We start from the raw sequence: 21,715 nt of genomic DNA, 5'->3' as shown, positions 1-21,715 counted from the left end.
TCTTCTTATTGAAATTTCTACTTTTTATTTGTTTTGAAGATAATGTTACCCTTATCTTTTTAGTTACTTTTCTTCTTTTTTCTAACTTTTTGTTACGTATATCTGAAAGCAAGTAATTGATTATATCACTCATAAGTGAGTAGAATATATGTCTTAGAATTTAAATCTAAGTGTTGTTACTCAGATATAGTGCTAGTCATTAGTTTAAAGCTTTGTTCTATTGGTTCTTTTGTTTGAATATGAAGACACCTCTTGAGTAATTCTTCGTTTGCAAATATACGGAAAAAAATAATATAATCAAAGGAATTGACTCTATTTGTGAAGCATAAAACCTTTAAATGTTTATAGATGTTTGTTATTTTATGGATGTTGGATGTTGTAAACCAGTATCAGGCGTTTTTTATATTTGTTCTTTTGGGCTGGAGAAAAAGAATATAAATTAGGATTTATAATGTTATTGGTATATTCGTTTTGTTAAGGCTTAAGTAGTAATAGAATATCTTTTCTCATAATTTAATTTTAATAGTATATCCTCTTTTCTTCCCCCTTTCAACCCACATCGAGCTCATACTCTTACATATAAATAAGGTGAAAACCAATATATTTGTTTAAAAACTCGATGTAATACTTTGTTTTATATTTGCTTTTTCCTAACTTTGCAAGAAATTATAATTTTGAGAAACGCTTAAATTAACAAACTAAAAGGCGAAATGAAACAATATCGTTTAGTAGACAATGCGTTGGGTTGGGTTGTATTTTTTATTGCAGCCTTTGTGTATTGCTCAACCATTGAACCCACAGCAAGCTTTTGGGATTGTCCCGAATTCATTACAACAGGTTATAAATTAGAAGTCGGACACCCACCAGGGGCACCTTTCTTTATGCTTACAGCTAACCTATTCACTCAGCTAACTAGCGACCCTTCTCAGGTAGCAAAGATGGTTAATGTGATGAGTGCATTGTTTAGTGCAGCAACAATTCTGTTCCTATTCTGGTCGATAACACACCTTGCACGTAAGTTAGTTATCAATACTTGGGAAGAACTCACCACCGCTAAGTTCATAGCCGTTGAGGCTTCAGGGGTTGTGGGTGCGCTTATTTATGCCTTTAGTGATACCTTTTGGTTCTCAGCAGTTGAGGCAGAAGTATATGCTTATTCGTCTGCTTTCACCGCAATCGTATTTTGGATGATTCTAAAATGGGAAGACCAAGCAGACCAACCACATAGCGATAGATGGCTCATATTAATAATGTATATGACAGGATTGAGTATTGGTGTGCACCTCCTAAACCTCTTGTGCCTTCCAGCAATTGTCCTTGTATATGCATATCGTAAGTTCCCTTCAATCGATGTGAAAGGTTCTTTGGTAGCACTACTTGCTTCTTTTGTTATTGTTGCAGGAGTGTTATATGGTGTAGTACCTGGAATTATCACTGTTGGAGGTTGTTTCGAGCTTTTCTTCGTAAACGTATTACATTGTCCTTTCAATACAGGTGAAATTATTTATATCATTCTTCTTATCGCAACAGTTGTGTGGGCAGTTTATGAAACTTACCAAGGTAAGAATGAAAAACGTGCCAACTTACTTTTTGTTGCATCAGTAGGAATGCTTGGTATACCTTTCTATGGCAATGGAATAAGTGCAGCAATCATTGGATTCATTGTGCTTGTTGTACTTTATTTCGCTCTAAACTATGGCAAAACAGTAGATAAAAAGAGAGTTCCATTTGTGTCTTTGCGCATAAAGAACACAATGCTTCTTTGTATGTTGATGCTTATGATTGGCTATTCTTCATACGCACTGATTGTTATTCGTTCGTCTGCTAACCCTCCAATGGACCAGAACTCTCCTGAAGATATCTTCACTTTAGGTAACTATCTCAGCCGTGAGCAATACGGAGATCGTCCTTTATTATACGGACAAGCTTATCAGTCACAGCCAGCTCTTGATGTAAAAGATGGTATGTGTATTCCTCGTGTAAAGAAGGGAGCACCCATTTATCAAAGAAAAGAAAAAGAATCGAAAGACGAAAAAGATGCTTATTTTGTTGCAGGTACCAAAGATAAGTACATATATGCACAAAATATGCTCTTCCCACGTATGTATAGTTCATCTCATGCAGATGCTTATGAATCGTGGATGGGTGGAGTAGAAGGCACAGAAACACCTTATGACCGTTGCGGAGAGAGTGTGATGGTGAAGATGCCAACCCAATTAGAGAATCTAAGATTCTTCATTTCATACCAGTGCAACTTTATGTATTGGCGCTATTTCATGTGGAACTTCGCAGGAAGACAAAACGATATACAAGGAAATGGCGAGTTAGAGCATGGCAACTGGATCACAGGTATCAGTTGGTTTGATAACTGGCGTCTTGGCGATCAAAGTAAACTCCCTGATACATTAAAAGAAAACAAGGGGCACAACGTATTCTATTGTCTTCCACTTTTATTGGGCTTGATTGGTTTATTCTGGCAAGCTTATAAAGGAAAACGTGGTATTCGTCAGTTCTGGGTAGTATTCTTCCTCTTCTTTATGACAGGTTTAGCTATTGTAATTTACCTCAACCAAACTCCAATGCAGGTTCGTGAACGAGATTATGCTTATGCAGGTTCGTTCTATGCATTTGCTATTTGGTGCGGATTAGGTGTTATAGCACTATACGACCTTTTAACTCGTAAGTTGAATAAAGATAATACCCTTGTTGCTGCAGTCATCAGCTTACTTGCATTGATGGTGCCAATTCAAATGGTATCTCAAACATGGGACGACCACGATCGTAGTGGAAGATACACTTGTAGAGACTTTGGTGATAACTATTTAATGACTCTTCAAGACGAAGGTGCACCAATTGTCTTCACTAATGGTGATAACGATACCTTCCCATTGTGGTATAATCAAGAAGTAGAAGGAAAGCGTACAGATGCTCGTGTATGTAATCTTAGCTACCTACAAACCGATTGGTACATCGATCAAATGAAGCGTCCAGCTTACCAATCACCAGCTCTTCCAATCTCTTGGAAACGTCTTGATTATGTAGAAGGAACCAATTCATATATCGAAGTACAACCATCTGCAAAAGCACAAGTACTTCAATTCTTTAAAGAACATCCCGAAGAAGCACGTCAACGCTTTGGAGATGATCCATTTGAAGTGAAGAATATCATGAAATATTGGGTACTTTCAAAAGATAAAGACATGCGAATTATTCCTACAGACACACTTTATGTGAAAGTAGATAAAGATGCTGTTCGTCGCAGTGGAATGATGCTTCAAGGCGATTCTATTCCCGATAAGATGGTTATTTCGCTTGCAGGTAAGCGTGCATTGTATAAGGGAGACCTTATGATGTTAGAGATTATCGCTAACAGTAACTGGGTTCGTCCTGTTTATGTTGCAAGTACTGTGGGTCAAGAAAACTATATGAATCTTGGTGATAATTTTGTAACAGAAGGACTTGCAAATCGCATTACTCCTTTCACAACAAACAAACCAGGAGCTAAGAACTTTGACACTGATAAGGTTTATCGCAACCTTATGACTCGTTATCGTTATGGCGGACTATCTAAGAAGGGTATTTACCTCGACGAAACAGTGATGCGTATGTGTTACACTCATCGTCGTTTGTTCGCTCAGTTGGCAACTCATCTAATTGCAGAGAACGACAAGGCTCGTGCAATAAAGGTACTTGAGAAGGCTGACAAAGAAATTTCTGCATACAATGTACCACTTACTTACATCAGTGGAGCAAGCGAGTTAGGTCGTGCTTATGCAATTGTTGGAAACAAAGCAAAGGCAACAGAATACTTAAATGGAGTGTGGAAAGATGCTTATCAATATCTTGGTTGGTATCTATCACTAAATGATAACATGCTTTATTTATCACAAAACGATATTGCAACACAATTCCTTATCTTAGAAGATACCTACAAGGTAATGGAAATGGTTGATGGTAAGATTGCCGAAAGATGGGCAAAAGACCTCCTTTCAATGCGTAGTATTGCTGTAAAGCGATTGGGTTCTAACGCTTCTCAAATGTGGGGTGGCGCTCCAACTGCACCTGATATGACTGCAGTTAGCGACTCAACAAATTAATATAGTTGATGATTCTAACACGAAGTTGTTGTTCTTTGTATCTCAAAAGAATAGCCTTCTTGTTAGAATCACCAACCTTTTTATACTCAGGAATAACAAGTTAGGTTTTAGTATATACAAGGTGAATGTTGAAATGAGATAGCCTATATATAAATGGGTGTAATCTTAAAAGTGATACAATCATCATTCTGCCCTAAAGGGCGTAATGCTTTAGTACTAAATCTTATTCTTTGAGTTGTACTAAAACAAGAAAGCAAGAAATAATTATATATGTTTATAGAACAGCCAGCAAAATGGTTAAGGTGGATTTATCCACGTGCAACATGGCGAATGAACAAGCACGAGCATGCAGTTTATTTGACATTTGACGATGGCCCCATACCAGAAGCTACTCCTTTTATACTCGATATTCTGAAAGAAGAAGGGGTTAAGGCTACTTTCTTTATGGTTGGCGACAACGTAAGAAAGCACCCAGAGCTGTATGATAGAATTATTTCTGAAGGACATCAGGTAGGAAATCACACCTATAATCATATAAGTGGGTTCCGACATTCGATCAAAGAGTATAGTTACAACACCGAAAAGGCTAACGCATATATACGTTCACACCTATTCAGACCACCACATGGTTGGATGAAACTAACCCAATATGCATGGTTAGGACGTAAATATCGCATTGTGATGTGGGACCTTGTAACTCGTGATTATTCAAAATGGATGACCGCAGAAGACGTTCTTCTCAATGTAAAACGATATGCTCGAAACGGCTCTATCATTACTTTTCATGACTCTTTGAAAAGTATTGAGAAATTAAAATATGCTTTACCCGAAGCTATAAAGTGGTTGAAGGCACAAGGATATGAATTTAAAACTTTCGAATGATATCAAAGCCGAGGCACAACGTCTTGGTTTTTTTGCCTGTGGAATAGCACGAGCTGAACGAGTAGATGAAGCTACTCAAGAGCATGTTCGTAGTTGGTTAGGGGATAAGAAGTATGCAGGTATGGAGTATATGAACAACAATACCGAGAAACGACTTGATCCTCGACTACTTATGCCAGGCTTAAAAAGTATCGTTTCGTTTGCTATTAATTACACGCCTCATTCTTTTATTCCTGAAGACGAGTATCAGTTGGCTGCTTATGCCTATGGACTCGACTACCATGATGTGGTGAAAGCAAAGCTACGTCAGCTGGCTTCTAATCTTCATTTCGTTCCTGCAGAGCCCGAAGGTGAGCCAATTTTGCAAACAGAACACCCTCGATTTAGAATCTTTTGCGACACAGCTCCTGTGCTAGAACGTTATTGGGCAGCTAAAGCAGGCTTGGGTTGGATTGGTAAAAATCGCCAACTCATCATTCCAAAGGCTGGTAGCATGTTTTTCCTTGCAGAACTATTCTTAGATGTAGAGTTAGAGTATGACGAGCCAATGGAAAGCAAATGTGGACGATGTCGATTGTGTTTAGACGCTTGTCCCACTAAAGCTATCAAGGAAAATACTGAAATGGATGCTGCTCTTTGCATCTCTTATCAAACCATAGAAAATCGAAATGATATCTCAACAGAGGTTGCCTCTAAGCTTTCTAACAATATCTATGGGTGTGATATCTGTCTGCGAGTGTGTCCATGGAATAGAAAAAGCACGCCAACAACAATAGAAGAATTTTATCCTAAAGCAGAATTGTTGACAATGACCAAAGAGAGTTGGAGCAATTTAACGATAGAACAATATCAAAAGTTATTTAAAGGAAGTGCCGTTAAACGTGCAAAATATTCAGGTTTAATGCGAAACATCAAAACAATAGAGCAATATGAACAGTGCAGAAATGAGGAAAGAACGCCTTAAAAGCAGTTCTCTTTATCTTTTAATGAAAAGAATATCGGTAGTACTCGATAAGTATTATTTAGATGGAGTGATAGGTTTTTTACCTTATGGAATTGGAGATGTGGTGGCAGCCATGTTCTCTTGCGTGCACATATACTTCAGTTCAGTAAAATTGCGCTCTTTTCCTTTGACGCTTGCCATCATAAATAACGCTTTGCGTGATATCTTCTTAGGACTTTTGCCCTTCTTTATTGGAGATGTAATTGACTTCCTTCATCAGTCGAATAAGCGGAATATGATACTTATTGATGGCTTTATAAATAACGATGCCTTTATCATTAGTAAGGTGAAACGTGAAGCCTGGAAAGCAGCTTTAACCATATTGGCACTCATTGTAGCAATTGCAGCTCTGTTAATGGTGGTCTTTAAACTCACAGCATGGCTACTTTCGTTTCTTTTGAGTGGAATGTAAAGATAAAATAAGTAAGTTACAATATCTCTCTTTTTTATTTAAATAGGAGAGTCGTAGAAAGACTTTAAAACGAAGACATATTGATATGTAAATATAAAAGCAATGTTTTTAGAGGCTAAAAACATTGCTTTTGCTTTATAATAACATTGCTATTAGGTTGCAATATCACTGCTTTTGTTCCGAAACTTATTTGTGGTTTTTAAGTACTCGGTGTGGGATATCTCCATGAGCAACCATTTCTATTGGGCAACCAAAGTGTTCTTCAATCCATTCTTCGGGTACTTCAGTGTTAGAATGGTAGTGTAAGTGCTTGTTCATGCAAGCGATATTTTTGACATTTTGTAGAATCGTTCCAATGTCGTGGTTAGTCATAACGATGGAACAATGCTTATTGATATTGTTCAACATCTCATACATTTGGTCTTGAAAACGTCGGTCTATGTAAGTGTTTGGCTCGTCTAATACCAGTAATTTAGGCTTTGAAACAATGGCACGGGCAAGTAGAACACGTTGCAACTGACCTCCGCTTAAAGCTTCAATAGGGCGTTGTGCGAAAGGCATTAGCTGCATTTCTTCAAGCGTTTGCTTCACTTGTTCGTGTTGTCCTTTAGTGTATGATCTAAAAAGAGGTTTGTTCTTACTAAGTCCAGAGAGCACCACTTCGTACACAGAGATAGGGAATTCTTTATCTATCTTACTATATTGAGGAAGATAACCTATTGCAATGTTATCGCAAGGAACGCCATTGTCGAAAAATGATATGGTGCCTTTATAGGGTTTTAGTAGACCAAGAATGGTGCGAAGAAGTGTTGTCTTTCCGCCTCCATTGGGTCCAATAATACCCAAAAAGTCGTTCTCAAAAACAGTGAGCGATATGTTTTCGATGATAGTCTTGCCGTTATAACCAGCCGATAAATCTTTTATTTCAATGATAGGTGTCATCTGTTCTCCCTTTCTTATGTTGTGAGAAATCTTCGTTTGCAAGGAAATTCTATTGTAAAGCCTTTGCAATCTTCATCATTTCGTCGTGCCATTGATAGCTCAGTGGGTTGATATCCACTTGTTTAACGCCTGCTCCCTCAGCCACAACTTGAGTGTTTCTGTTGGCAAACTCTTTCTGAACAAACATAATCTTTGTGTTGTTCTTCTTGGCAAAGACAATCGTTTGCTTTAATTGTGCTGCGCTTGGCTCACGTCCTTCCTCCTCAACTGGAATTTGAATGAGCTGATAGTTGTGCGCAAAATAGGTGAGGGTGGGGTGGTATATCAAAAATGCTTTGGTGTTACTCTTATACAACATTCCCTTAATTGCTTGATCAGTTAGATTGACCTTGGCAATGAAACGATTTAAATTCTGATTGAAATAGGTGCTGTCGGCAGGCTTTTGTTGTTTAAAAGCATTGCAAATGTGTCGTGCTATAACGATAGCATTGTCGCAACTCATCCATGTGTGTGGGTCGTCTACATGCTCTGACGATTCAATTGGACTGATTCCTTCAGATGAATCTATGAACATTGTGTTAGGAGCACTTTGATGTAGTCGTTCGTTCCATGTTCTTTCAAAACCAATATTGCCCACCTTAATAAAGATAGGACATTGCGAAAGACGCATCATTTGCTTCGCTGTAGGTTCGTAAGTCTCAGGATTTCCGCCTTTGGGAACCATTGTTTCTACCTTAAACTTATCTCCACCTATTTCATTAGCGAAGTATTTTAAAGGCTCGATGGTTACAAATACGAGCGAAGAGTCTTGTGTTTTGTTTTGTTTGCAGGCAGAAAAAGCCATTAAACATATCAGTAAATAAAAGAAAGTTCTTTTCATATTCTTAAAAAAATAGGCTTGCACCATAAACTAAAAGTACATAACGTAGGAACTTTCCTACTGTTATTGAGGTTACAGAAATGGGTATATTGGCACGTGTTAAGCCTAAAACAATGGTAATTGCGCTACCAACAATGGGTACAAATGCAAAGAAACCCATCCATGCTCCACGTCCTTCCATAAAGCGTTGGGTGCGTTTAAGCTTCTCTTCTTTAACGTGTAAATACTTCTCAATCCAGTCTATTCTACCGAAAGTGCCTAACCAATAGTTAAACATTCCACCTAAGACGTTTCCGATTGTTGCGTAGATGATGAGCTGCCAAGAGTCTAACTTAGCTGCAAGAAGAGCCACCATAACGGCTTCACTACTAAAAGGTAGGAAGCTTCCAGCAAGAAAAGCTGAAAGAAGCATGCCCCAATAACCATAGTTTACGAGAAGATCTGTTATGGCATCCATAAAGTATAAAGAGTTAATGCCACTGCACTGAGAGTGAAAACAATAAATGTTATATTGGTTAAACGAGTGCGAGTGAGTGTGATAAAATGCCCAATAAAAGGCGATGTATTAACGATAATGAGTCGAATGAGGAATGAATAATGCTGTGGTTGCAGTATAAGAAACACAATACAACCAATGTTTATAACCATCAATGCTTCGTAAATCATTCGTGTTTTGATTTTGTCGAGGAAGCTGTTGCGTAGGAAATGAATGGTTCCTACTAAGGTTAAAAGCATTAAGAATCCAAAGAATAGATAGGCTTTAAACTCTATCTGATTATAAATGCAGATGGGTTCGAATTGTGTTAGCTGTGCAATATAATCGTAGCCAACCGATAACTCGTCTTTATAAACCAAGTAACCGCCTATAATCCAATAAGGAGTTAGGTAGCCTAATATTGATGCTGTGAGTGTTTTTATACTGCCTGCAAGTACTTTAGAGAAAAGGATTATCCACAAAAGAGGTACTAAAAATACGATTTGTGGAAAGAATATTCCTGCTATTCCCAATGACATAAAGGCATAAAAGACCCACCCAGGCGATCTTTTATTTTGATAGGAACGGAAGAGAAAGAGGTAAAAGAAGATAAAACAAATTTGCACAATGCTTCCTTCTAAAGAGTAGATGAGTTGAAAGTGAGCAATGGTGAGTATCAAAAAGCTGCACGACACCATCCTACTAAACTCTCTTATCAAAGCATAAGCATTGTTGAGCTCAACCATTAACAAGGTAGATGCAGCTATAATGGCTAGCTGCACCCATATCGTTCCTGTTGTTATGGCTGTTGGAAGCGTTATTGCGAGGGCATAAAGAGCCGTGAACAATAACGACAATCGGTTGTTTGCAATTTTGTTTTGTAATCTTCTTATTGCCATTCTATAAGTCTTTTCCTATGTCACTTCTAAAGTATTTGCCTTCAAAAGTAATGGTATTGGCAGCCTTAAAGCTCTTGTTTAAAGCTTCGTTCTTATCTTGTCCGTATGAAGAAACAGCAATAACACGTCCTCCACTGGTAACAATTTCGTTGTTGTTTGTGGTAGTTCCTGCATGGAAAACAACGCTATCTTCCACCTTTTCAATGTTATTGATAACGAATCCTTTATCATAATTGCCAGGATAACCGCCACTAACAAGCATTACGCACACTGCAGAACGCTCGTCGAAAACAATCTCTTTGGTTTCAATATTTTCGTTTGCAACACCTTCGAGCAAATCAACAAGGTCGCTCTTAATGCGCAACATCACGCTTTCAGTTTCGGGATCACCCATTCTACAGTTATATTCTATCACCATAGGGTTGCCCTCTACATTGATAAGACCAAAGAAAATGAATCCTTTATAGGTGATATTTTCGCTCGCAAGTCCTTCTATTGTAGGCTTAATAATGCGCTCGTCAACTTTCTGCATCCATTCTTTTGTTGCAAAAGGCACAGGAGTTACGCTACCCATTCCACCTGTATTTAAGCCTGTGTCGCCTTCTCCAATACGCTTATAGTCTTTTGCTTCGGGAAGAATCTTATAGTTCTTGCCATCTGTAAGCACAAAAACAGAACATTCAATACCGCTTAAGAACTCTTCAATAACAACGGTGGCAGAGGCATTTCCAAACATTCCGCCAAGCATTTCTTGTAGTTCTTTCTTGGCTTCTTCAAGTGTTGGAAGGATTAAAACACCTTTTCCTGCGCACAATCCGTCAGCTTTAAGAACATAAGGAGCCTTTAATGACTCTAAGAAAGCAATACCTTCGTTAAGTGTTTCGGCTGTAACTGTTTTGTAACGAGCTGTTGGTATGTTGTGACGTTGCATGAAAGCTTTAGCAAAATCTTTGCTACCTTCGAGCTGAGCACCTTCTTTTGAAGGTCCAACAATAGCGATATGACTTGTTGAAGGGTCGTTTTTAAAGATGTCATAAATGCCCTTTACGAGTGGATCTTCAGGTCCCACTACAATCATATCGATCTGCTTTTCGAGAGCGAAAGCTTTGATCTTATCGAAGTCGTTTACGCCTATTGCAACGTTAGTTCCTACATTTTGAGTTCCAGGATTGCCTGGAGCAATGAACAATTGTTCTACTTTTGGACTTTGTGCAATCTTCCATGCTAAGGCATGTTCACGTCCACCGCTTCCTAAAAGTAATATTTTCATATGCTGATCAATATATTATTTATTCGTTGTTTACTATTCTTTGGCTTTTAAAGGCTTGAGATAATCTTCAAAATATTGGGTAATTCTCTCGTGAAGATGTACGCTTGAATGACCTCTCATGTTATGTCCTTCACCTGGATAGATGAAGAAGTCGGGTTGAGTTCCTGCGTCAATACAGCTCTTTAAGAAGTTTTCTGCATGTTGAGGAACCACAACAGGGTCGTTCATACCAATGATTATCTGAAGCTTACCTTTAAGGTTTTTAGCCTTATTCAATAGGTTGCTGTTGTTATAACCTTCCTTATTGTCTTGTGGAGTGCCCATATAACGCTCGCCATACATCACTTCATACCACTCCCAATTAATGACTGGACCACCTGCAACGCCTACTTTAAACACCTCAGGGTAGGTAGTTATGAGGTTAGTTGTCATGAAACCGCCAAAGCTCCAGCCGTGAATTCCAATGCGATTCTTATCTACATAGGGGAGAGAGGTTAAGAAGTCGACACCCTTCATTTGGTCTTTCATCTCTTCAACTCCAAGCTTATGGAAAGTAGCTTGTTCGAATTCGAGTCCTCTATCGCTTGAACCTCTGTTGTCTAAGATAAACAACAAGTATCCTTTTTGTGCCATATAGGTTTCCCAACCCCTGCTACTATAGTTCCAACGAGCCTCTACATTGCGTACACCAGGACCGCCATAAACATATATTATCGTTGGATATTTCTTGTTAGGGTCGAAGTTTGTAGGCTTAACCATTCTGTAATAAAGGTCCGTTTGGTTATCTGCAGCCTTGATGCTACCGCTAGTAAACTCAGGAACAGTGTAGCCTTTCCAAGGGTTTGGAGCTGTAAACCAAGTTAAAGTCTTTTTGTTTTCGGTGTTGATGATATTGATATTGCGAGGCACTTGTGGTTCACTATAATTATCAATAATCCACTTTCCAGACTCAGATACAGCCAAACGATGTTTGTTATTCTCACCGTACGTGTTAGCATGACAACCCTTTCCGTTATCGAGAAGAGTGCGTTTGCCACTTGCTATATCCACTGCAAAGATGTTATTTTGTATTGGATTGCATTCAGTTGATAGGATATAAGCATATTTTTTACTGCTGTTAAAGCCCATAAGGTCTAGCACTACCCACTTACCTGAAGTGATTTGGCGTTGTAATTCACCATTAGTATTGAATAAATAGAGGTGGTTATAGCCGTCTTTTTCACTTTGAAGAATGAATTGATTCTTATTCCATGGAAGGAAAGTGATAGGTGTTACAGGGTGTACATACTTGTTACTTTCTTCGGTATAGAGTGTCTTTATCTTCTTACCAGTTGCAGCATCATAAGCATCTAACTGCATTTTTGTTTGCTTTCTGTTCAACTCAATGAGATAAAGAATCTTGTTATCGGGACTCCATTGTATGTTGGTGAAGTAGCGATTTGTAGGATCTCCTACTGCAAGATATATTGTTTTGCCTGTTGATGCGTTATATATCCCAACCGTAACCTTATGACTTGTGCGACCAGCCATTGGATATTTGTCGGGCTCAAGAGTTGCTATTGGGGTGAAAACATTTACTTGTGGGTAGGTTTCTACCATACTTTGGTCCATACGATAGAATGCCAATTGCTCTCCATCATTACTCCAAAACAAACCTTTATATATTCCAAATTCGTCTCTGTGCACTGCTTTTCCATATACAATATCACTACTTCCGTCGGTAGTTAATTGAGTTTTATTGCCTTTTTTATCGCTAACAAAAAGGTTATTGTTAAGGATATAGGCTGTAGAAAGAGACTGGGCGTTCCACGATTGTACATCGGTTGTTTCTTTATTTTGAATCCATTCAATCTTTTTCTTTGTCCAATCATAGAGCAGATGTTGCTTACCTGTTACGATATATGCAAGAGTTTTGTTGCTATAAGGAAAAGTACAGCTCATCAAATGGTGTACTTGATGGCTTTTGTCGCTATCTAATAGGGCATTAACATCTTTCAATTCGAACAATACTTGCTCTTTCCCTGTTTGTTTATTAACAAGGTAACAAGCTTCAACATCACCTTTAATGAGTTCATCTCCCCACCAATTAGTATAGCGAGTTTGAACTCTCATGTTGTAAAAGTTCGTTCCTCCGTAATTAAGGTCTTCCAATGTAAATGTCTTTTGTCCCATAGATGTTTGCCAACTAAAGCACGTTAATGCTGCAATGAGCAGTGATTTCAAGATTTTTCCTTTAAGCATCATAGTTTAGGTTTTATTTTGTTGTAGGTTTATTGCCACGCTTTGACGAGCCAAACATCTTGCGACGTTGTTCTTGACGATCTTTTCTATTACCAGATTTATCGGTTTTAGAGAATCTGTGTCCACGTCTTTCACGGCGTTCATCGTCGTCTTTATCACGGAAAGATGAGGGCTTTTTGCGCTCAAGAGAATGGAATTTAAATGATCGAATGTCTGAAACTTCGTTCTCTTCCTCTTCTTCTATCTTCTTTTTAAACTCTCTATTTTTCTTGAAACGATGTTTTTCAGCCATCTGTTTCTTTTCACTTTCAGTTTTTACAATTCCACCTTCTTCTCTAAAATCTTTCATTCTTCCTCCGAAAAGGGCATACTTTCTGAATTCACATTCTAGTGAACCATTAAATACAGGTATCTTAATAGAGGGTTTAAGTCCTATTTGTTCAAAACATTCTTCACGATAACTCAATATCCAAGCATCGTTACCAACAAATTGATGTTTAAGTCTTTCGCCAATCATCTTATAGGTTCCGAGAAGGTTTGGTGTTGAGATACGTTCACCATAAGGTGGGTTAGTGATAAGAATAGCAGGATTTTCGGGCTGCTTAAAGTTCTTGAAGTCAGCCTCTTCGATAGTGATATCCTTTGTAAGTCCAGCTGCTCTTGCATTTAAGCGAGCTGTGTTTACAGCCTTAATGTCGATATCGTAGCCATAAATATGATGTTCAAAATCACGCTCTTGGCTATCATCATTATAAATATTGTCGAATAGTTCTTTATCAAAATCATTCCAACGCTCAAACGCAAACTCCTTTCTAAACACACCAGGGTTGATGTTTCTTGCGATAAGAGCAGCCTCAATGAGCAGAGTTCCAGAGCCACACATAGGGTCAATGAAGTCTGTTTCGCCCTTCCAACCGCTCATTAGGATCATACCTGCGGCCAAAACCTCATTTAATGGGGCTTCGGTTGTTTCTTGGCGGTAACCTCTTCGGTGAAGACTTTCACCACTTGAGTCGAGTGAAAGAGTAGCTTTGTCGTCAGCAATGTGGATATTTAAACGAATGTCGGGATTCGAAATCGAAATGTTTGGACGTGTTCCTGTGCTCTCTCTGAATTGGTCTACGATGGCATCTTTAACCTTATAGGTCACAAAACGAGAGTTTCTAAATTCTTCAGAATATACAACAGAATCAACAGAGAAGGTCTTTCCTTTCTCAATATATTGGCTCCAGTCTATTTTTTTGATTTCTTCATACACGTCATCTGCAGAGTTTGCCTTGAAATGTTTGATGGGTTTTAATATTCTGATGGCTGTATGTAGTTGGAAATTTGCACGATACATCAGTCCTTTATCTCCCGTAAAGGCAACCATTCTCCTGCCTATGGTGATGTTGTTTGCGCCTAATTGAGTGAGTTCTTGTGCCAATACTTGTTCCAATCCCATAAAGGTTTTGGCGATGAGTTCAAATTCCATATTCGTCTTTCTTAAATATTTTGATAATGTATGTGTTAATCTATTTTGATTGAAGTAAGCAATTAGAGGCTTTTAAATCGCTTTATCTCTTGCTTCGTGTTAGGTCTTGCCTTCTGAAAGTACATCAGAACGCATGGTTTTGAGTACTTGTTTTATTCGTTTTACAATCTTTTCTTCGGCAAAGAGCCTATCTGGTGCAAAGTTAACACATTAATTTAAAATATAGTAGACTTAAATCTATTATTTATTTAAGATGTGAATAATAACAGGTTTTATGCTTCTTGAGGTCTGATGTGGATGCTGATGGAGTGGGGTATAGGCTTTGTGGGAAGTAAAAGCATAGGTTTTGCATTGTAATAGCATTGCTTTTAAAGGGTAATATCAATGCTTTTAAGTGGCAAAAGTAATGTTTTTAGGAATAGAAGGGAATTTAGTATCCTTGTTTGGGGTTATTATTCTTGTTGTATGGTATCGCTTTGGACGTGTTTTGAAATTCATATAATATAATAATGTGTAAATAAGAATAACATAAAGTGTATGTGCTTTAAAGCTCAGAAATGGTGAATTTTAACGAAATTCCCACTTATAAATGTCTTGTGCAGCACTAATTTCGTGTTAAATAGATTAAAAAATGAATGTAAACTATTATAAATAGGGCGTTTAGATGATTTTTTCTTGAATTTATTTTGTTGTCTCAATAATTTTCTTTTACTTTGCAACAGATTTAGTTAAGGATACATTATTATCAAACAAAATTCTTAGAGAGAAATGAAAAAATTAGGATTAATGCTCGCTGCCGCTACATTGGCAGCATCTGCTTCTGCACAAACAGTGACAGGTAGCAAAACATTTGACAACATGTATGTTGGTGTAAATGGTGGTGTTATGACTTTTACTAAAGGTCACAAGTGGTTAAGCGATCTTAATGCAAACGCAGGTTTACGTATCGGTCGCAACTTCACTCCAGTATTTGGTCTAGCTGTTGAGAGCAATGCTTACTTCGCAGTAAAACCAAATCGTCAAGAAAATACTTTTGTAAAGTTCATCAATACTTCTTTGTTAGGTACAACAAACCTTTCTAACTGGTTTGGTGGTTACAATGGAACACCACGTGGTTTCGAACTAGTTGCTGTATATGGTTTAGGTTGGGCACACACATTCAACAACAAGAATGTTAAGCCAACAAACTTCGCAACATCAAAACTTGGTCTTGACTTTGCTTTCAACTTCGGTTCAGACAAGCAATGGCAATTCTACGTAGAACCTTCAATCACATACGCACTTAACGGATTCGGCGGAAGAGACGATGTACGTTTCGATGTTCGTCGTTCATTCGTTCAATTGAATGGTGGTTTGATCTACAAGTTCAAAGGTTCTAACGGATCACACAACTTCACACTTTCTCAATTACGTGATCAAGCTGAAATCGATGGTTTGAATGCTCAAATCAACGGTCTACGCAATGACTTGAACGTAAAAGATGCAGAACTTAACGGTAAAGATGCACGTATTGCAGACCTTCAAAAGGCTCTACAAGATGCTAATAACAGACCAACAACTGCTGTTATAAAAGAAGTAAAAGAAACAACTGTTACTAACTTGCAACCAACAGTATTGTTCCGTCAAGGTAAGTCAGTTATTGACCCTGCACAATACGCTCCAATCGAGTTGATCGCATCTTACATGAGAAATCACCCAACAGCTAAGGTTGAAATTAGAGGTTATGCTTCTCCAGAAGGAAACGCAGAATTCAACCAAAAACTTTCTACAGCACGTGCTGAAGCAGTTAAGACAGCTCTTGTTAAGAAATACAGAATTGCTGCTAGCCGTCTAACAACAAAGGGTATGGGTGTAACAGATACTCTATTCGAAGAAGTATCTTTCAACCGTGTTGCTACATTTAACGACAACGCGAAATAAGAATAATTATCAATAAGAACATTTTTAATTAAATCGACTAATCCCGATGCTTACAATAAGTGTCGGGATTATGTTTTTATATAAGCGAAGTGTTCTGTGCATTATACTCTTATGGGTTGTTTATAGCAAGATGGATCATTGTGAAGAAAGGAGATAGAACTCACGATTTAGATTTTAACTTCTTGCTTTTGGCCTCTTTCTATAAGGTAGATGTAGAATAAAAGATAAAGAAAATCCTCATATTATAATGGGAAAAGAAGTAAAGTGCTAAAGTATTGAATTATGGAAAATAACAAATTGCCTAAGGTTGGTCGATATTTATTCTTGGCCGAGCCATTTCATTGTAACTTCAAGGGAATGCTTTTCCCAGGTCATTTAGGTAATCACATGCTGAATGCAGCTGACTTTCATTCTGATGAAAGAGGCTATGGAATGAGTAAACTCTTACCGCAACACAAGACATGGGTGCTTTCTCGCTTAGTTTTAGAGATGCAAGAGATGCCCAAAGTGTACGATAAATTTTATATCGAGACATGGGTTGATGGAATAATGAAATTCTTTACAACTCGTAATTATTCAGTTGTTAGTCCAGAAGGAAAGGTTTTCGGCTATGGAAAGAGTATCTGGGCGTTGATAGATACCGATACTCGTAAACCATCAGATCTATTAGAATTGAACGAAGGAGCGATCTTAAACTATGTAGAAAAGGAGAAAGAATGTCCCATAGACAATCCTTCTCATGTTAAGATAGGCAAGCAAGCCAATCGTATTAAGTCAGTGAAAGTGTCTTATAGCGACATTGATATGAATGGACACGTCAACAGTATGAAGTATTTAGAGCATGCCCTTGACATCTATTCTTTAGACTATTGGGGCAAGAAAGCGCTTCGTAGATTAGAGATTGCTTATATTATAGAGGCTTATTATGGTTGCACTTTACATTTTTATGAAGAAGAAGTGTCTGCGGACCATTACCACATTAGAGTGACAAAGAGCGATGAATCGTCAGAAGAAGAAACCGATGTTTGTCGTATAGCCTTTATCTTTGAAGATAATAAGTAAAAGGGTATCGATATAAAAGCAGTCCTTTTATACTCTAAATACAGCTCTTTTACGCACCAAAGTTAATCCTTTTACCTTGTAAAAGCAATGTTTTTGCAAGATAGAAACTATGTAGTAGTGAGAGTCGAAGGTGCTTATTGTATAAAAGAATATTCCTAAGTTCTTTCCGATTTACATCGAATAAGAAAAGAAAAATCCCTCAAACAGTATTTATTTGTTTGAGGGATTTCTTATAATTGTATCAAGTTGATCTTCTTTATTTTGCCGATTCGAATTCCTTTAAGAATCGAGTATCATTCTCAGAGAACAATCTTAAGTCGCTAACACGATACTTAAGGTTAGTGATTCTCTCAACACCCATACCGAAAGCGTAGCCTGTATAAACGCTACTGTCAATACCACATGCTTCCAATACGTTAGGATCTACCATTCCACAACCAAGAATTTCAACCCAACCAGTGTGCTTACAGAATCCACAACCATCTCCATCACAGATGTTACAAGATATGTCCATCTCTGCAGAAGGTTCGGTAAATGGGAAATAACTGGGTCTTAATCTAATCTTAGTGTCGGCTCCAAACATCTCACGAGCAAAAGAAAGCAACACTTGTTTCAAGTCAGTAAAGCTCACATTCTTATCAACATATAATCCTTCTACTTGATGGAAGAAACAGTGAGCACGTGCACTTATAGCCTCATTACGGAACACTCGTCCTGGACAAATTACTCTAATAGGAGGCTCATGTGTCTCCATATAGTGGCTTTGGTCGTTAGATGTGTGCGAACGAAGAATGACATTGTTGGTTACATTCTCGCTATCTGCTTCAATAAAGAAGGTGTCTTGCATATCTCTTGCAGGGTGATCTGCAGCGAAATTCAATTTAGTGAAGACATGAAGGTCGTCGTCTATCTCAGGACTACTTGCGAGAGTGAAACCCATTCGTTGGAAAATTTCGATGATTTCGTTCTGTACAAGCATTAGAGGATGACGTGTACCGAGCTTGATTGGATATGAAGTACGAGTAAGATCGAGCAGACTATTCTGTGTTTGTGCAGAGCCTGTGTTTTCTTTTAGCTCGTTAATCTTATCAATAGCTAATTGCTTTAGTTCATTAATTTTCATACCAACAGTCTTCTTAAGTTCTGCAGGTACCTCTCTAAAGTCATTCATTAGCTGTGAAATCTCACCTTTCTTGCTAAGATATTTTATGCGCAGTTGTTCTATTTCTTCGGCATTGTTGGTAGACAAGCCTTTAACTTCTTCAAGAAGTTTCTCTATCTTCTCTGTAATCATATGTTTTATTTTTTCAATGCAAAGGTAATATTTTACTATGTAAATACGAAATATATCGAATTAAAATTGTAGTTTTGCACTTGTAAATAAGAAGAGACTCGAGAGTCTCTATTTAGCTATTATGATGAGAAAGTTTTTATTTTTTATTCTTTTCATAGCTATTGTCTCAGCTATGTGTTGTCCTTTCGTGGGATGTTCTAATAAGAAACCAGTTTCAGATTCAATCGCAGCTGATACTGTTAACGTTGATACTGTGGCGCAAGACTCAGTAGAAGAGGTCATTGCAGAGGCGCCTGTGCCTAAAGCTGCCGATGAACTTTTCGACGATTTCTTTTTCAATTTCTGTGGAAATAAAAAGCTTCAGTATAAGAGAATACAATTTCCTTTGCCTGTAGTGCAAGGAAATAAGACTACAATGTTACAGAAAAATCAGTGGAAGATAGATCATTTCTTTATGCGACAAGAGTTTTATACGCTTATTCTTGATAACATACGACAACTCGAATTGTCGAAAGATACAGCTATAAAGCATGTTGTTGTTGAGAAGATTTATCTCGAATCGAGTACCGTTAAGCAATATGTTTTTAACAAAATAAATGGTCAATGGATGATGACATCTATTGATGTGAAAGCTATTGGCAACAATCAAAACTCTTCGTTCCTAAGCTTTTACAAGAAATTTGTATCTGATGAAGCTTTTCAACAAGAAAGTATTAATAGCCCATTGACATTTGTTGGTCCCGATCCTGATGATGATTTTAAGAACATTACGGGCTCTTTAGAACCCGAACAATGGTCGGCTTTTGCTCCAGAATTACCTCAAGGACTCCTTTATAACATCCTTTACGGACAGAAATATACCGAGAGTTCTCAAAAAATCTTTTTGATTAGAGGTATTGCTAACGGCTTAGAAACCGAGCTAACCTTTAAGAAAAAGGACGGAAAATGGAAACTAACAAAACTTAGTACATAAGCACTTGTGATGAAAGACCTTCGAAATTATAATTTATTATCACATAACACATTTGGTATAGACGTTGAATGTAACCGCTTTGTAAGCTTCGAGACAGCTGAAGAAATACATTCATTTATTGCCAATAGAACAGACTCCGATTTGCCAACTCTTGTTATTGGCGAGGGAAGTAATTTGTTGTTCACTCAAAACTATCCTGCAACTATCTTGCATTCAGATATAAAAGGCATCGAAACAATGCCTTGTTCAGAAGGTATTTTTGTGCGTTGTGGTTCAGGAGAGCATTGGGACGATGTGGTAGATTATTGTGTTTCGAATGGTTGGAGTGGCTTAGAAAACATGTCATATATACCTGGAACGGTTGGAGCAAGCGCCGTTCAGAACATCGGAGCCTATGGTTCTGAGGCAAAAGACGTGATCTATCGCATTGAAGCCATAGACCTTTCGAATGGCGAAAGAGTTACTTTAAAAAACGAAGATTGTAATTATAGCTACAGAAAAAGTAACTTTAAGACTATTTGGAAAGGCCGTTTTTTCATAACACATGTAACCTATCTGGTAAAAAAAGTGTTTCAACCTAACGTGCGTTATGGTAATATTAAAGCCGTTTTAGTGGAGAAAGGAATAGAAGTTCCAACACTATCGCAACTTCGTGACGTGATTATTGAAATAAGAAAGAGCAAGCTTCCCGAACCAAGTGAAGAAGGAAATGCGGGCAGTTTCTTTATGAATCCAATCGTATCACGCTCTACTTTCGAAGCACTTCTTGCCCAATATCCCGACATGCCTCATTATTTTGTTGATGAAGAGCACGAGAAAGTGCCTGCAGGTTGGCTCATAGAACAATGCGGTTGGAAAGGAAAAACACTTGGAAATGCAGGGGTTCATGCCAAACAAGCATTGGTGTTGGTAAATAAAGGTGGTGCAAGTGGAAACGATATTCTAACGCTTTGCAACACAATATGCAACGATGTACAAAGTAAGTTTGGCATAACCATTCACCCAGAGGTAAACATCTTATAGTTATTCACGATGTTTTCTCATTAAATTTGCTCAATTTTAATAATGATGAAATTACGCTTTTTGGGTACAGGTACATCGAATGGGGTACCCGTTTTAGGTTGTAATTGCGCTGTTTGTCAAAGTAATGATAGTAAAGATAAGCGTTATCGCACATCTGCTTTGATAGAAACTGCCAACACAAGAATAATGTTAGACTGTGGACCTGATGCACGAATGCAACTTCTTCAAGTTCCTTTTAGACCCATTAATGCCGTTTTAATATCTCATATTCACTACGATCATGTAGCAGGAATTGATGATCTTCGCCCCTTTTGTCAATTTGGTGACATCGATGTTTATGCCAATTCGTCAACAGCTAAGGCGTTAAAACAAACCATGCCTTATTGTTTTACCGATGAACTTTACCCAGGAGTACCTCGCTTAAATCTGCATACTATTGAGAGTGGAAAGGCTTTTAAGGTGAATGAGGTAGAGGTATTGCCCATCAAAGTATATCATGGTAAGTTGCCCATACTGGCTTATCGATTTGGAGAAGGGGCCTATATCACCGACATGAAGACGATAGATGATACAGAAAAAGAATTATTGAAAGGTGTAAAAGTATTGGTTGTGAATGGATTAAGATGGGAGAAAGAACATCATTCTCATCAATTAATAGACGAAGCCATAGCTTTTTCAAAGTCGATTGGTGCAGAGAAAACATTCTTAACTCATGTTACTCACGAGATAGGTGTGCACGTTGAAGCATCGAAACGATTACCAAGTAATGTTTATTTTGCTTATGATGGACTTGAATTTGAGGTTTAGTTTCATTCTTCTTACAATCTTTTCAAAGTATATTTTATAAGTCGATATATCTAAAATGCGC

At 37.8% G+C, this 21,715-nt stretch carries 17 protein-coding genes; 9 read left to right on the top strand and 8 right to left on the bottom strand.

Annotation, left to right across the window (positions count from 1 at the left end):
• Nucleotides 1-710: 710 nt before the first annotated feature.
• The 4 genes from A3GM_RS0102860 (at nucleotide 711) to A3GM_RS0102845 (ending at nucleotide 6,394) form a co-directional block, all read left to right on the top strand.
• Nucleotides 711-4,097, top strand: coding sequence for a glycosyltransferase family 117 protein (locus A3GM_RS0102860; RefSeq protein WP_018361880.1), 3,387 nt, complete (start codon nucleotides 711-713; stop codon nucleotides 4,095-4,097).
• Nucleotides 4,098-4,367: 270 nt separating this feature from the next.
• Nucleotides 4,368-4,979, top strand: coding sequence for a polysaccharide deacetylase family protein (locus A3GM_RS0102855; protein WP_018361879.1), 612 nt, complete (start codon nucleotides 4,368-4,370; stop codon nucleotides 4,977-4,979).
• Nucleotides 4,957-5,943, top strand: a complete 987-nt coding sequence (gene queG, locus A3GM_RS0102850) for a tRNA epoxyqueuosine(34) reductase QueG (protein ID WP_018361878.1) — start codon at nucleotides 4,957-4,959, stop codon at nucleotides 5,941-5,943. Before A3GM_RS0102855 ends, queG begins: the two co-directional genes overlap by 23 nt.
• Entirely contained in the window at nucleotides 5,909-6,394 is a 486-nt protein-coding gene (locus A3GM_RS0102845; protein WP_018361877.1) for a DUF4112 domain-containing protein, read from the top strand. Before queG ends, A3GM_RS0102845 begins: the two co-directional genes overlap by 35 nt.
• 186 nt (nucleotides 6,395-6,580) lie before the next feature.
• Here A3GM_RS0102845 and A3GM_RS0102840 read toward each other — a convergent pair whose 3' ends face one another.
• The 7 genes from A3GM_RS0102840 to A3GM_RS0102810 are packed head-to-tail and all read right to left on the bottom strand — an operon-like array spanning nucleotide 6,581 to nucleotide 14,575.
• Nucleotides 6,581-7,336 (bottom strand): metal ABC transporter ATP-binding protein, encoded by a 756-nt coding sequence (locus A3GM_RS0102840; RefSeq protein ID WP_018361876.1) that lies wholly within the window; start codon nucleotides 7,334-7,336, stop codon nucleotides 6,581-6,583.
• A 49-nt stretch (nucleotides 7,337-7,385) separates the two neighbouring features.
• Nucleotides 7,386-8,180 carry a metal ABC transporter solute-binding protein, Zn/Mn family gene (locus A3GM_RS0102835; RefSeq protein WP_018361875.1) on the bottom strand — a complete coding sequence of 265 codons (795 nt, stop codon included), beginning with the start codon at nucleotides 8,178-8,180 and terminating at the stop codon, nucleotides 7,386-7,388.
• Between the two features lie 40 nt (nucleotides 8,181-8,220).
• Nucleotides 8,221-8,673 (bottom strand): YqaA family protein, encoded by a 453-nt coding sequence (locus A3GM_RS0102830; protein WP_018361874.1) that lies wholly within the window; start codon nucleotides 8,671-8,673, stop codon nucleotides 8,221-8,223.
• On the bottom strand, nucleotides 8,661-9,590 hold the full coding sequence (locus A3GM_RS0102825) for a hypothetical protein (protein ID WP_018361873.1): 930 nt from the start codon (nucleotides 9,588-9,590) through the stop codon (nucleotides 8,661-8,663). Before A3GM_RS0102825 ends, A3GM_RS0102830 begins: the two co-directional genes overlap by 13 nt.
• Before the next feature lies 1 nt (nucleotide 9,591).
• Nucleotides 9,592-10,860 carry a phosphoribosylamine--glycine ligase gene (purD, locus tag A3GM_RS0102820; protein WP_018361872.1) on the bottom strand — a complete coding sequence of 423 codons (1,269 nt, stop codon included), beginning with the start codon at nucleotides 10,858-10,860 and terminating at the stop codon, nucleotides 9,592-9,594.
• A gap of 33 nt (nucleotides 10,861-10,893) precedes the next feature.
• The gene (locus A3GM_RS0102815; RefSeq protein ID WP_018361871.1) at nucleotides 10,894-13,104 is read right to left on the bottom strand and encodes a S9 family peptidase; all 2,211 of its coding nucleotides are present in this window, start codon (nucleotides 13,102-13,104) and stop codon (nucleotides 10,894-10,896) included.
• Between the two features lie 10 nt (nucleotides 13,105-13,114).
• Nucleotides 13,115-14,575, bottom strand: coding sequence for a THUMP domain-containing class I SAM-dependent RNA methyltransferase (locus A3GM_RS0102810; RefSeq protein ID WP_018361870.1), 1,461 nt, complete (start codon nucleotides 14,573-14,575; stop codon nucleotides 13,115-13,117).
• 768 nt (nucleotides 14,576-15,343) lie between these two features.
• Between A3GM_RS0102810 and A3GM_RS0102805 the strand changes: the two genes are divergently transcribed.
• Nucleotides 15,344-16,495 (top strand): OmpA family protein, encoded by a 1,152-nt coding sequence (locus A3GM_RS0102805; RefSeq protein ID WP_018361869.1) that lies wholly within the window; start codon nucleotides 15,344-15,346, stop codon nucleotides 16,493-16,495.
• 282 nt (nucleotides 16,496-16,777) lie between these two features.
• Nucleotides 16,778-17,557: an acyl-[acyl-carrier-protein] thioesterase gene (locus tag A3GM_RS0102800; protein WP_018361868.1), complete on the top strand. Its 780-nt coding sequence runs from the start codon at nucleotides 16,778-16,780 to the stop codon at nucleotides 17,555-17,557.
• Between the two features lie 256 nt (nucleotides 17,558-17,813).
• Here A3GM_RS0102800 and pheS read toward each other — a convergent pair whose 3' ends face one another.
• Nucleotides 17,814-18,851 carry a phenylalanine--tRNA ligase subunit alpha gene (gene pheS / locus A3GM_RS0102795; protein WP_018361867.1) on the bottom strand — a complete coding sequence of 346 codons (1,038 nt, stop codon included), beginning with the start codon at nucleotides 18,849-18,851 and terminating at the stop codon, nucleotides 17,814-17,816.
• Between the two features lie 124 nt (nucleotides 18,852-18,975).
• On the opposite strand from pheS, the gene A3GM_RS0102790 reads away from it, so the two are divergent.
• Genes A3GM_RS0102790 through A3GM_RS0102780 form a run of 3 tightly spaced genes read left to right on the top strand, consistent with a single transcriptional unit; the run spans nucleotide 18,976 to nucleotide 21,654 of the window.
• The gene (locus tag A3GM_RS0102790) at nucleotides 18,976-19,824 is read left to right on the top strand and encodes a DUF4348 domain-containing protein (RefSeq protein ID WP_018361866.1); all 849 of its coding nucleotides are present in this window, start codon (nucleotides 18,976-18,978) and stop codon (nucleotides 19,822-19,824) included.
• A gap of 9 nt (nucleotides 19,825-19,833) precedes the next feature.
• Nucleotides 19,834-20,847: a UDP-N-acetylmuramate dehydrogenase gene (gene murB, locus A3GM_RS0102785; protein ID WP_018361865.1), complete on the top strand. Its 1,014-nt coding sequence runs from the start codon at nucleotides 19,834-19,836 to the stop codon at nucleotides 20,845-20,847.
• 45 nt (nucleotides 20,848-20,892) lie between these two features.
• Nucleotides 20,893-21,654 (top strand): MBL fold metallo-hydrolase, encoded by a 762-nt coding sequence (locus tag A3GM_RS0102780; RefSeq protein WP_018361864.1) that lies wholly within the window; start codon nucleotides 20,893-20,895, stop codon nucleotides 21,652-21,654.
• The last annotated feature ends 61 nt before the right edge of the window (nucleotides 21,655-21,715 follow it).

This window comes from Hoylesella nanceiensis DSM 19126 = JCM 15639, assembly GCF_000379965.1.
In the GTDB taxonomy this organism is placed as follows: domain Bacteria; phylum Bacteroidota; class Bacteroidia; order Bacteroidales; family Bacteroidaceae; genus Prevotella; species Prevotella nanceiensis.
This window is presented reverse-complemented; position numbering and strand designations above follow the sequence as displayed.